This window comes from Enterococcus sp. DIV1368f (assembly GCF_051712245.1).
Lineage (GTDB): Bacteria > Bacillota > Bacilli > Lactobacillales > Enterococcaceae > Enterococcus > Enterococcus faecalis.
The window spans coordinates 116908-131142 of sequence record NZ_JBIOON010000001.1 but is presented as its reverse complement, the minus strand read 5'-3'; the positions used below and the strand labels follow the sequence as shown (position 1 = coordinate 131142).

Genomic DNA, 14235 nt, shown 5'->3' with positions numbered 1-14235 from the left:
TTTTAAAAATCTAGCAATAATTTTTCAACCGTTTTCCTTTTTATTTTAAAAAAAAACTGCACAAAGGCATTTAGCCTTTGTATAGGTTTTTATCTGCTAATTGGATTTAATGTTTGCGATAGCTTAAATAGTAAAAGCCAGAAACAAAAATGGCACCACCAATGATATTACCTAAATAAACAAAAATAAAATTACGGAAAAAGTCTCCCCACTGAACGCCGCCTTCAAAAATTGCGGCTGGAATGATGAATGCATTCGCCACACTATGCTGAAAGCCAATTGCAACAAAAATCATTACTGGAAACCAGATGCCTAACAGTTTCCCCGCTGCATCTTTCGCACCATAACAAAGCCATAAGGCCAGCCCTACGAACCAGTTACAGCCAATACCTGAAATAATTGCTTGAAGCCAAGTTGCTGCAACTTTATGTTCTGCAAGAGAAAGAACCTGATTTAAATAGGCGCCGCTACTGGTTAAACCTAAATAATGGCCAAAAAAATAGGCAACAAATAGGGCGCCAACCATATTTGCCAATGTAATTGTGACCCAGTTCACGAGCAATTCTCTGAAAGAAACCTTTTTAGCAAACCAAGCCGTACTCACCGCCATCATGTTTCCTGTGATTAACTCACCACCAGCCATTAAAATAACAATTAGACCAATTGGGAAAACCGCAGCTCCCACTAAAGCTTGAACACTGGCTAAATCTGCTGGAATAGAGGCGGAAACACGCACATAAGCCAAATAGCCGAGGGAAATCATAGCCCCGCCGATAAATCCTAAAATGAGTTTTGCTACCAAAGGCTTTTGAATTTTTTTCTGACCATTTTCAATACTGATACTTAAAATTTCATCTGGTGTATACAAACATTTCACTTCCTTTGTTTTTTGTCCTCCTTTACTTTACCCTTATATCACAGAAATTCAAGTACTTTTGTGTATTTTTTCACTAAAAACTGTAGTTCTTTTAATTTTATATGAAAACATCCTGAAACAAGTCCTATTTCTTGTTTCAGGATGTTTACTTATCCGTTTTTAAAGAGTTATCTTTTCACTTTAAAACAATAGGTTGCTATGGCTAACGATAAAAAGCTCAGGCCTAGGAAGCTCCCAACTGCTGAAGATTGTTCCCCTGTTTTGGGGAATTTTTTCTTGGCAATTTTGGTCGTATTATCCGCTTTTTTAACTGTTCCTGACGATTCTTGATTCGTCTGCATCTGTCTAGTTGTTTGGTTTTCTGCTGCAGATTCCTTTTTTTGACTAGCCTTGGCAGAGGGCTTTGAATTACTTTGAGCGTCATTAGGATCTTGATTCGACTCTTCCGCGTAAATGACAGAATTCTGGCCTTTGTTTTGGCTGCTTTCGTTTACAGTGCTTGGGGTGCTACTCTCACTTGTACCGTTGGTTGCGCTGGTCGTACTTGAAGCACTACTTTCGCTGGTACTACTTGTTTTACTGGTTGTACTTGGTGTGTTGCTTTCATTTGTATTGCTTGTTTCACTTGTCGTACTTGAGGTACTACTTTCGCTGGTACTACTGGTTTCGCTGGTTGTGCTTGGCGTGCTGCTTTCGCTGGTACTACTGCTTTCACTTGTCGTGCTTGAGGTGCTGCTTTCGCTGGTATTACTGGTTTCGCTGGTTGTTCTTGAGGTGCTGCTTTCGCTGGTACTACTGCTTTCACTGGTTGTACTTGGCATGCTGCTTTCGCTGGTACTACTGCTTTCATTTGTCGTGCTTGGCGTGCTGCTTTCACTGGTATTACTGGTTTCACTGGTTGTGCTTGGCGTGCTGCTTTCGCTGGTATTACTGGTTTCACTGGTTGTGCTTGAGGTGCTGCTTTCGCTTGTGTTACTAGTTGTCTCTGTTGATTTTTCAACTAACAGAAGTAACGCCGTTTTTATGGTTTGTGTTAATTGATTAATACGCTTTTGTGCATCTGCAGGCGTTTTAAAGTCACCAAGTGTTGGCTCCAATAATTCTTCATCTGACCAAGCAAGCAATTTTTTTAACTGTTTAGGACTTTCTTCGCCAGTTGTTGTATCTATTAAGGCTTCTTGCATGGCTTGCCAAGAGTCTGTGGTATATACAGATTCGTCTAATTTATGGACGATTGCCAGTTTAGTTTCTGCTTCTGCACGCTCTAGCGTGATATCGGCTTTTTTGACTAATACTTTCATTGCAGATTGCAAATTAGCTGTTAACTGATCCACTTGTTCTTGGGTTTTGTCCCCACTCTCCTGACCTTCTGCTAACAATTGTGTCGCCTGCTGATAATAGGAAGGAACAATCGTTTTAGGCCCAATGGCAGTGAATAACTGCCAAGAGTAAACCGTATATTGGTTTGCTTCACCAATCGAAGCATAAACGGTTTGTAGTTGGGACAAATCAAGCTTTTTTGCCGGGGCCTCTACCGTCACCGGTACGTTCACTGTTACCAATGAACCTGTTTCATAAGTTAATTGAACAGTCACTTTTTGTTGGCCGATTTCATTTAAGACCTCTGGATTGACGATTTTAGCAGTTGGGACTGCTTCATCCGCGTCATTTGTATTAGCAACCAGTTGCTGCGGATCGATCGATTGTCCTTGCACAATCGTTGTAGTCACAGGGGTTGCTAAAGTATTTCTAACCGGAATTGGCGTATTTTTATATTGCTCATAAAGCGTTGGTGAAATTAATGATTCCCATGTTGCTGGCATTAAGCGATAGTCCGCCTCTGTCCAATTTTCTACCAATAATTGGCCGTTTTTAAGGCCATCATCTCGAGTATTGTCTTTCACAAAACTCGTTTCTGGTCGGAACCCACCGCCACTAGCGATTAACAATTCCCGACGTCGATTTTGCGGAATATTATGGTAGTTAACAAACTGATTGTTGATAAATACGCCATTGAACACATTGTTATTTCCTGTATGTCGATTGTATTCCATCCCAATTGCATATTGATTGTCCCAATACTTCCAATCAAAAATGTTATTAGCCACTAACCAGTTAGAGAGTTCTGAAATAGCCCCCTCTGCTTGCGTTTCTGCCAAACCGATCTCTGGTGTTCCATACATAATGAGACCTGTATTTCGCAAATAATTATTCATAATCGTAATATTACGGCCTGATTTAAACTTAAATCCGCCAGCTGGACCATTTTGTAGTCCGCGTAAATGATTCCCTACTACCGTGATGTTTTGGGCGCCACGGAAATAAATTGCATGATCTCCCACTAGACCATTCAAGTTTTCATTATCATAGGGTGAATAGAAAAAATTATGTTGGACAGTTACATCCTTCAGCATATTAAAAGAATTAACCCCGGTGGATAGATAATTTTGTTCATTAGGTACTGAAATAGCACCGGCTTCAATGGCTGTTTGCAAACGTGTAATAGTCGCTGCTAAGTCTGAACGACTGGTACTTTTAATCGCATCTAATTCTGTCACTTTTAAACCAAATAGATTGTCCACGATGTCTACATCTGACATATACTGGAAGCGACTTGGCGTTGAATAACCACCAATGTAAATCGCTCGGTTAAAATCACCTCCCGATTGCATATGTGCCGTGTCTCGCATGAAAATATTACCTGAAATTTTAACGCCAATATCTGCATTTAAATTGACCACGAATCCTTTTAATGGATTATAAAAGATATTGTTTGCTAGCGTTAATTGATTCGTCAATTTTAAGGTCACATTGATGCCGTCAAAAGCAATATTTTGAAGTCGTACATTGGTTTTCGTCCCGTACGTTGTGTCTGTTAGCTGAAGCGGTGCACCTGTAGCATTATGTAAAATAGTGGCTCCTGTTGTATCGCCAATTAATTGATAATTTGAAGAAATCGCAATATCTTTTGACAGAGCATAACTTCCCTGTGGTAAAAATAATGCCCGTCCTTCCTTTGCTGTCTGACTCAGCAACGTCTGTAACTTATCTGTTTGATCCTCTGTGCTATTAGGCACCATCGCTTGCGCACCAAAAATCGTTGTATCTGTTGCGTTAACTGGTTCAACCGCTTCGGTCACCATTGGCAGACCAACCACTGTCAATAAACCAAATAGAAGAATGAGCATTGTTTTCTTCATGTGTTTCCCTCTTTTCATTCCGTTACTTCCAACGGCTTATTTTGTAAAAGTTGATACAGCGTAATAACACGACTGTCTTCGTATGCATAAATTTTTTTGAATTTTGGATTCATATGTAAGATACTTGTTACCTTTAACAAGTTTTGATTTGTGACTTCCAATTCTAAAGCTTCAACCAATTCCTTTAAGCGAACACCGGCACTATTTTCTTCACAACTTAAGATTTCTTCAATTTGTTCCATCCGTTTTTTCATCTTATCCCGCCTTCCTTCCCTTGCTCTTTCTATTATATAGAAAAATTCTTGTGAGAAACCTCAATATTTTTTAACTGACTGTTAAAAAAAGTAGTAGTTCCTTTGCTATCAATAGCTAATCATCTATTATTTACGATAAAAAAAGCAAAAAAAGTACCTTTTTGACATAATTTTCAGAAGAATTGACGCAGTATTTATTAAAAAACAACGAGAAAACGTCAATAAGTAGGTAATCAACACCTACTTATTGACGTTTTCTTCTTGTCTTTTTTTACTTTTTAGAAAAATTTTTTTACAATTTATCAGATATGTGCATCAAAATAGCCTATTTTTTTATTAAAGTGACGTGGTTCTTTTCTCGTTAATTTTTACTATTTTTTGGTTCAAACGATTATATTGCTCAAACGTTAACTCACTTGAAAGTAAAAAGATCTCTGGATGGCCCGTTTCCACATCTGCCAAAGAAGTCACTAATAGTAAATCAATATTTTGCCATTCTTCTTTGCTTGCTTCACTGTATCGTAAAACTTCCAATGCATAAAACCGACGAAAATTATTTTCAATCGAAAGTTTCACCCGTTCTTCTTCCAGTACTGGCAAGCCTGATTTTAATCCTAAAACAATTTTTTGTTCGCGATGAATTAAATCATTGGAAAGCGCCAAAACACTAGAATAACGCAAAGCCAAAAATTCTTTATTTGTAAATAATTCATTGCCTGTTTGTTCGTAAAGTTGATTTAAACCTTGAATTAACTCTGCTAAAAGAACCGGATATTTTTCTTTGATTTTATTCCAAAAGACATTGTACATTTTCACATTTTGGACATAGTAAAGTTTGGCAAATAAATGTGTAGCAAACAAATAATAAAAAATTTGCGGACGAATTTTCTCCAATTGCGGCGTCATGTGTATTTCTTCTAATAAGAAATGTTGGACTAAATGAGTCAACATGTAAACAGGCGCTTCAGACTCATCAAAATGCGCTAAAATAGCTTGTGCAGTGGCTTCGTCTTGATAAAATTGGTCATTGGCCAACAAGAAAAAGTACACAAAGGTCAAGTCGTTTTTATTAAGGAAAAGGGTTGTAGCTGTCATCTCTTCTATAAAAGCTTGGTAATGTTTATTACCTTCTAAATAAGTTTCTTGCTCGGCTGAAGGTCGATATTCGGCGCCTTGCGCACTACGGACTTTTGAGATAGCGACCATATATTTAACTCGGCGTATCACCGTTTCCGCAACTTCTACGTTGAAAAAAGCCATCATTTTTTGGACAGTTTGTGCGACTTCCGTTTCTTGTATATAGTCAAAAGGCCAAGTATCACGGATTAAGTCCATAAAAATAGTGTAAGCAAAATGGCGCAAATACGCTTCATTGCCTTCAATTTTCCAGGTGCTTTTATTAATCACTAACCCCAATGGCGCTAAAATTTCTGTAAACCCTTTAAGCAAGCGCCGAATCGTGGCATCACTGGTATGATATTTTGCTGTCGCTGGCACAATTCCATTAAATCGACCCCAGAATAAATCTTCCATTACTTGATAAGTTAAACTATCCCGAAAAATTGCTGTATAAAGTTTCTGGAACGCTTGGCTAGACGCCAAGTTCAAGCGATAGCCATGCCCCTTTTCAAAAGCCAAAGAAGCATCATTATCCACAGCATAATACGTAATGTCATCTTTTAGAAGTTCTACGTATTTTTTGACTGATTTTTTGTTTAATTGTAATTCTTCTGCTAACTCATTGATGTCAATCCAGCCTTCATTAATTGGCAAGTTTCTTAAAATAATAATTTTAGAAACGACATCTGTATCGAATATATCAACATATTCATCCCATTTCACTGTTCACTCAACTGCCTCTCTTCTGTTCTATTGTACACAAAATGAGAAATCTATTCCACGAAAAAAATAACAGTTGTTTCTTTTATTCTTTCGTAGATGTGGACGTTTCAGGAACAAACACGTTGAGTCCCCCAGCTTCCACCGTTACTTTAATCGGTAAATCATCAGTAGGGTCGCCATCTGTTCGTGTTTGGACTTTCTTGTCTTTTTCGCCACTAATTTTAAATTGACTCCCAGAGAAATACACGACACCAGGAATTTCATTTAATTGTCCTCTGATAATTTTAGGTAAATAATAGACAAACTTGTAAAAAACTAACTTAGGTAAAATGATAATGTGCACTTCACCGTCATCTGGCGTGGCATTGGCATCGAAATTGGTAAAGCCGCCAGCAGAATTCGTCATGGTCATCGTTAATAATTGGGCTTTGCCATGCCAACGTCTTTCATCGCCATCAATTTTTAGTTTGTATTTTTTCTTTTTCATTAATAAGCGGAAAAATTGCTTTGTAAAGGCTAAAGGACCATATTTTTGTTTCTCCTGTTGGGTCACATTTGCTGCTGTATCTGCTAATAGTCCAATCGTTAAGGTCGAAATCATCACATCTTGATTTACCATCCCAAAATCAACTGGTGTGGTCTGTCCTGCCAAAATGGTCTCAAAGGCGTCTTCTTCTTTCAAAGGAATACTTAACACACGTGCAAAATTATTGACTGTTCCACCTGGAATAATCCCTATTTGATAGTCACGAATGGTGTCTTTAAAATTTTGAACGGCATGATGAATGGTCCCGTCACCACCAATGACGACCAAGACACCCACTTGATTTTCTTTGGCATTTTTCCGCATTTCTTCAGGATCAATGTCTGGATTGGAAGGTTGCAAAATAACCGCTTCCCCTTTCGCTTCTGCAGCTTTTTTAAAGCGTTCTGCAATCTCTTTACTTTCACTACTTCCTGAAGTTTCGTTGTATAAAACCATCATCTTTTTCATCACTCTATCCTCATATCTCTAACTAAATTTCTTGCACATGTAAAGTGTACAATATTTTAGCCAAAATACCTAAAGATAGCATCGAAAAACAACGGCTGAGGCACAAGCGGTTATCTCCAAGAATCCAGTAAGTTCTGTTCAAAGGCTAAACTGAGATGAAGGGATACCTGAGAATGTCAATAAGAAGGAGCTACTTTTGTTCAGTTGATTAGCTTAAGATGGAAAAAAATAGGCCATCCGTCCTTTCGACGAATGACCCACTCTCTGTTTTTTTATGGCTTTAGCTTATTTCTTGCTCTTTTTATAAAAGAGCCAACTTGCCAAACCGACCAATAGGAGGCCGATAAAGACAAAGAAGTAATTGACTTGTGTGTTGGTTTTCGGTAAACCAAGCCAACCTGTCTCTCTAGCTGCATGTTTCGTTGTTGGCTGATTTGGTTTTGTTTTTTTGGATACAGGTTGTTTCTCGTTAACAAACGTGCCCGCATCCACGAGTTCAGGTTTGTCTTTCGCTGTTGCCGCAATAGTGAATGCGACAGCTTGTTTAGACAGTTGGTAACCATCCGGTGCTTTTGTTTCCACAAAGGTATATTTTCCTGGTTGTAAGTGGTTCACTTGAACTAACCCTTGGTTGTCAGAACGTAATGAACGAGCGACAGTTTGCCCTGTCTCTGCATCTGTCACTTTAAATTCAGCACCTGCTAAGACATTCTTTTGCTGATCAATTTTCACCAGCTTGGCAGCACCTTGGTAATTAATAAAAGGTGCTTTAAGTACCACAGTGGCTGGTTTGCCTTGGTTGTCTTTCGCAATCGTAAAGCTTGCGCTTGGCGTTTCATTAAGAAGATAGCCCGTTGGCGCTTGTGTCTCCACAAAACGATACGTTCCCGGTGCTAAGTTTTTCGCAATGACTTTGCCTTGCTTGTCAGACATCAGATTGGTTTGTCCAGCTACGGTTTGCCCTGTTTCATCAATGACCTTAAACACCGCACCTGCCAATGCTTCACCTGTTTCGTTTTCTTTGGTTAATTGAGCAGTTCCTTGATAATTGATAAGATCGCCTAAAGCAATTGGCTGCTCTTTTCCTAATTGGGCGGTTACATCAAATGGATGTGGCGTTGTGTCTAACAGATAGCCTGTTGGTGCTTTCGTTTCCACTAAAACGTAATGCCCTTCATTTAGCCCTTTAGCGTAAATTTCGCCAGTCTTATCCGTTGTTATTTCAGAAACTTTTTCTCCTGCACGATTCAAGAATGTTATTGGTGAACCTTGGGGCTGATTCTGATTATCGGCGTTGTAAATTGCAAAAACTGCACCCGCTAAGGTTTGACCTTGCTCGTTGACTTTACGTCCCGTTACTTCCGCTTGATAATTTACAAACTCTAACTCATCTAGTGGTTGTTTATCATTTGAATTCTTTTTCACTACAAAATAAATGGGTTGTTTATTGACGATATAGCCATCCGTTGCATCCAGTTCATCTAATTCATAGCTACCAGCGCCTAAATCGTCCATAGCCAATGAACCATCTTTTTCAGCAGTTACTTCTCTTTCAAAGATTTTTTCCCCGTTTTCGATTCGATACAATTTAAAAATTGTTCCTGGAAGTGGATTCGCATTGGCATCAATTTTCTTAAAGACGGCGCGTCCTTTGAAATTGGCGAAGGCTCCTAATTGGAAGATCTCCGGATCACCTTTGAAATCACCACGAATTTCTACTTTTACTAATTCAGGATAAATAATATAATCTGCGCCATCTGGTAATTTTGGTGCTTTGATTTCTTTGTAATAATAGGTACCTGGCGCCAAGTCTCTAAAGATAATTTTGCCATCTTTGCCACTCGTTGCTGTAATCCCTAATGATTGTTTATTGTGATCATATAATTCAAAAACAGCACCTGCTAATGGTTGGTCTGCGCTATTCGTTTTCACGATTTGGAAAGCCCCTTTGTAATTCACAAAGTTGTCACTAGCAACAACGACCGCTGGTTTACCAGCATTTTTCTCAGCAATTTCAAATGGGACTGGCGTGGTATTTAATAAATAGCCTGTTGGCGCTTTGGTTTCTACAAAGCGATATTTGCCTGGGGCTAAGTGCTCTGCAACAATTTCCCCTTGATTATTTGTCGTCAAGCCTATTTGAATCGTTTGTCCCTTCGCATCAAGCACTTTAAATGTCGCACCACTCAACAAGTGTCCATTCACATCTTTTTTGATTAATTTAGCTGCGCCTTGATAGTTAACAAAGTTAGCCGTTGCTATAACTGTTGCTGGTTTGCCCCGATCGCTTGCTGCAATCGTGAAAGCACTTGGTTCAGTGTTTAAAAGGTACCCTGCTGGCGCTTTAGTTTCCACAAATTGATATTTGCCTGGGGCTAAATCCGTTACTGTGACTTTTCCGTCTGCATCCGAAACTAAGTGTTCTCGAACCACTTGTCCTGTGGCATCAAGGACTGAAAATTCAGCACCTGCTAATGGATTACCTGCTTGATCTTTTTTAATTAGTTCAGCAGAACCTTGGTAATTAAGCATTTTAACATGAACATCACGAATTTGTCCGCTCGTGTTTTGTGTCACAATGAATCGTTTGGGTGTCGTGTCTAAAAGATAGCCTGTCGGTGCTTCGATTTCTGTGAACTGATAAAGCCCTGGTTTTAAACTATCCACCTCTAACTGGCCATTTGCGTTGGTTCGATCCGGCGCAAGGGAAACTTCTTCCCAATGAGTAAACGGCGTGGTTACGGCATGCTCTAATTTAAAGCGTGCATTGACTAATTTTTTGCCCTTCTCATCTGTTTTTTCTATAATTACTTTATTGACATCGTTTTTAATAATGGTTGGCTGTGCATCATCTGCTGAAGTTTCTTCATCAATAGTAATGACTTGGCCTTTAGCTAGTTCGTCCGAAACTGTATAACCTTCTGGTGCTTTTGTCTCCACCAAAATGTATTGCCCTTGCGGCAACCCACCAAATGTGATAACCCCAGTGGCGTCTACTGTACCTTCACGTAGGACTTGTGTTTTAGCTTGGTCCCAAATTTGGAAATGAGCGCCTGCTAAAATAGTCGTCCCATCCATGGCTGTTTTCTTCAGCTGAATTTTGCCTTTGGTCCCTGTGGCATGCCCGCCACTGTGATCAATGTCAACGACCACATCGCCATTGTCATCCCCATGAACGACTTCTGAACCATTTCCAGTAATTGACACTTGGTTTGATACCGTGTCTGTACTCCCCGCCGCTGAAGAAGTCACTAAACTACGATATTCCATATAATAAGGTGCTTCAATATGAGCCATTTTAACGACAATTTTTTGTTGTCCTGTTTCATTATCGGTGGTAACTTCCAGTGTGTAATCTTTTCCTTCTTCTAAAATAACAGATTTATCTGGCGTAATCGTTCCGTCTTCTGTTACATTGGTACCGTAAATCACCAATGACTCGGGATCTAACACTTGGTTTGGTGAGGGTGTATCAGTAATAACCACATCGTCTAAAACCGATTGGGCGCCATTGATCATTACATGCCAGTACACATGATCTGGATCATCTTTGTGGTATTCGCCACCTTTTTTCACTGATTCGCCACCATGTTGAATGGAAACTTTTCCTGTCACATCACGTGAAGAACCTTGGTTTGTATAAGATGCAGTATTGTCATAGCTAGCCGAACCTTCGATAACTTTTTCATCAACAGACGTCTTAAATTCAATCACATACGTACGACTATCATTAGGAAAATCAACACGCCAAGTATTTTGGTTTTTCTCGCTTGGTTCTTCCATTGTGATATCCGTCAACGGTTGCGTTGGTTTCACTTTTTCAACCGAACCATCTGGCTTCGTATTGCCTTCATAGACCTTCAAACTCCCAGCCAAATAGGTTTGATTGGCTAAAATTGGATCCGTTAAAAAGGCGTCAACTAAACGATTATTACTTAAATTAACCGCAATCGTCCAAGTGATTTCTTTGGTGACGGCATTGTAAACACCGCTTTTTTGCGCATTTAAATCAAAAGCAGGTAAAGGTTTAAACGGTTTACTATCTTCTGAATGATGATTGTTTCCCGCTTCATCCGTCCAATCAATGGCAGCGGTATTTCGATAATGGTCCAACGCGGGATCATTAGCGTCTAACTCGGTAACATCGAAAAAGGTAGTATAGGTTACGTAAAAGGCATCACTTGTTTTGGCATACGCCCCCATGAAACTTAACTTAAAGCCTGTTTCACCTTCTGCATTACGAGTTATTTCTACCATGTAATCTTTACCTAACGTCAACTGAGCACCAGTGGTTGTATCTTTAACAACCAACGAATTGGGTACCATGGTTAAGCCAGGAACTGGTTCGTATGTGTCCGTAATCACGGCATTTTCCATCAAATAATTATTTTGATTCACAGCTAACGTCCAACCAATCGTTGAATTTTGATAATCCACTGCACCAGTGTTTTTAATAATATTTTGTTGACTGGCTGTGCCATCACCTTCTGAATGCTGACCAGTGCCAACATCCACACGATTATTCACGGCAACATCGCCTTCGACAATTCCATCAACTTTGGTTTTATAATCAATCTTGACTGCACCAGTCACATCATGTAAAAAGTCAATTGCAAAGGAACCGTCTCCGTTGATTACCACTTTGTAATCTTTTCCTTCCACAAGTTCTGCTCCAACGACTTCATTTCCTTTGTCATCAAACGTCACTGAATATAAATGTAAAGAATCTGGTTCAAAAGTTAAATTATCCCCCATTGTGTCTGTAATGACTGCTTGGTCTTTTGGAATGGTTTGTTCACCATAGTTGTAGTTAATTTCCCAAGTGAATTCTTGATTGGCTTCGTCGTAATCTATATTGCGCTTGTCTAACATTTTGCCATAGGTTGCTGTCACAGTTGCTTCAGCATCTAACCCATTTGGATTATTATCACTTGTTAACGTCGCGTGATTTTTAAAAGGCACATCGCCGCCGCCATCTGGAATAACCGCCTCGTCAATCGTCGTTTGATACTCAAGACGATACGCTTTGTTGGTGTCACCTTTAATCGTCACATTGCCATTTTTATCAACGGTATATTCATCTGGACTAAGTTCACGACCCACTTCTTTAATTGTTCCATCAAGATTCATCACTAACTCATAGACTTTCACTGACTTAAAGGTATTCCCTGTTGGCCATGTTTCCGTCACAGTTGGATTTGTTTGATCTTTCATCGCTTGATTGATATCTACCGTCCAAGTAATCGCACTAGGATTGGGCGTTCGATCAAAATGGCCTTGTTTATCAATTTGTTGTTCGGTATCTGGGACAATCGGAATCACTACAGGCGGCAAATCTTCTTGTGTAGGAATATCAATCACCCAATCTCCTGGGCCCCGCCCATCTGAATCATTCAAATGAGTATCTAAAGAAAAGTCCCCGTGAATGTCACTTTCAGACGTGATTCGCTCATTAAAGGTAAAACGAACCGTACCATCTTCACTAATTGTGTAGGTTCCATAGACATTGCCTTCTGCATCAACTAAATCACCTGAACCTGGTTTATTAGGTTTCAAATTGCCAGGTAATTGAAACTCGAAGTAATCGCCTGCTTTCATTTGTTCTCGCACATCTTCTGGAATCGACCAGTTAAAGTTCCAATGAATGGTCACATCTTCTTTATACGGCGGTGTTGCTGGTGTGCCATCAGGATTTAAATAAATCGGATCTTCAAAATTATCGATAATCGTTGTTTCATCACCTGTAAAATAGTCACTGATATCTGTTGGTCCTGCTACGCGCGGTTTGACAGTCGTCGATTCAGTTGTTTTACTTTCTATCGCTTTTGTCGTGCTGGCGACAGTTTCTTCGGACGAACGAGGAACAGAGGAGTTTATAGATGCTTCTTCTGTTGAACCTTCATTCGCTGATGCGGCTGGCGAACTCGTGATTGCCGTTGATTCTGTCGGATCAGTACCAGTATTTAACGTCAACGCTCGTTGCTGTTGTCCATAAGAAAACGTCACATCTTCTGTAGCTGTAGGGTTCAACGTTAAGACTAACGTATCTGCTAACGCTTGCTGATTCAATTCAATTTGAATCTGTTTCTTCTGGTCATCCACTTGAATCTTGCGCGTATTATTGGGCGCTGCCCAATGTGCAGCTTTGAGTGACACATTGGCACTATAATGCACTACAACCTCTTGTGTTGCTGGTTGTGCTTTTCCTTGAAGCGCTAAGGTCATTTCTTGCTGGCTGGTTTGCTTCACTTCTCCTAACGTTAACTGGCCATCGCTGTTAACATCTTCCGCCAAAGCCATGAGTGGTGTGCCATAATTTAGAACAAGTAACAAACACATCAACCCGTAGAGCCAACGGTTTACCATTGGACCATTCTTTCTCATTTCTTTCATCCTTCCTCTACTAACGACACATAGAAGAGAACGTTCACTTCGTACCAATTTTTTATTTTAAACCAAATAAGTGAGTGCTCTTCTGTTGTCTTTCTTCCTTGCTAAAACAGACAGCCAACACACCTTTTCTTTTTATCTCCTCAAAACGCACTCTTGCTTCGAATGCGGATTCATTTTCTGCTTATTCCTATAGACCCTTCTATAAGAATAAGAAGAGTATAACGGGATTTTTCAGCAAAAATTATCAACAACTTCTCCTCCAAATAGAAAAAGTTGATAAAACGCTAGAAACCCTTTTCACCTTTATAAAAACACTCCCTTAATCCTTTTTTATTTGTACTAGTCCTTCTTCCACTATACCGTTTTTTTTAAACTTTTTCACAAGAACGAACTAGACAAAAAAGCCTGTTTGTATAAGCTATTTAAGCTAAAAAATCAACAGATTGAAATTATCATTTTTGTTATTTAAATGTTTTATATAAACCATTTGTTTTTCTTAATAATTTTTTGCTCTATCATTTTTTATCCGCATTTTCTTCTATTTAACACATTTAGTTCTTCTTGATTTTTAAGAATAGATACAGTAGCATAAGAACAACTAGTTCTTTCATTGGCAATTGTCAATGTCGCTTAGAAAAGAATGCTCTATCTGTATTATCTGAAAAATCAAACAAG

The 14235-nt window shown here is 39.2% G+C and carries 6 protein-coding genes; all 6 read right to left on the bottom strand.

From position 1 onward, the window contains the following. Positions 1 to 106: 106 nt before the first annotated feature. Complete coding sequence (locus IGL07_RS00640; RefSeq protein WP_002389593.1) at positions 107 to 868, bottom strand: formate/nitrite transporter family protein; 762 nt, start codon at positions 866 to 868, stop codon at positions 107 to 109. Between the two features lie 176 nt (positions 869 to 1044). Next, positions 1045 to 4095, bottom strand: a complete 3051-nt coding sequence (locus IGL07_RS00635) for a glycosyl hydrolase family 28-related protein (RefSeq protein WP_173958999.1) — start codon at positions 4093 to 4095, stop codon at positions 1045 to 1047. Further along, complete coding sequence (locus IGL07_RS00630) at positions 4092 to 4331, bottom strand: hypothetical protein (protein ID WP_002356115.1); 240 nt, start codon at positions 4329 to 4331, stop codon at positions 4092 to 4094. The genes IGL07_RS00635 and IGL07_RS00630 overlap by 4 nt, the downstream gene beginning before the upstream one ends. 336 nt (positions 4332 to 4667) lie before the next feature. Then, positions 4668 to 6173 carry a helix-turn-helix domain-containing protein gene (locus IGL07_RS00625; protein ID WP_010816951.1) on the bottom strand — a complete coding sequence of 502 codons (1506 nt, stop codon included), beginning with the start codon at positions 6171 to 6173 and terminating at the stop codon, positions 4668 to 4670. A gap of 82 nt (positions 6174 to 6255) precedes the next feature. Beyond that, positions 6256 to 7167, bottom strand: coding sequence for a diacylglycerol/lipid kinase family protein (locus IGL07_RS00620; RefSeq protein WP_002373761.1), 912 nt, complete (start codon positions 7165 to 7167; stop codon positions 6256 to 6258). 285 nt (positions 7168 to 7452) lie between these two features. Next, positions 7453 to 13551 carry a fibrinogen-binding MSCRAMM adhesin Fss1 gene (gene fss1 / locus IGL07_RS00615; RefSeq protein ID WP_010816950.1) on the bottom strand — a complete coding sequence of 2033 codons (6099 nt, stop codon included), beginning with the start codon at positions 13549 to 13551 and terminating at the stop codon, positions 7453 to 7455. Positions 13552 to 14235 lie beyond the last annotated feature (684 nt).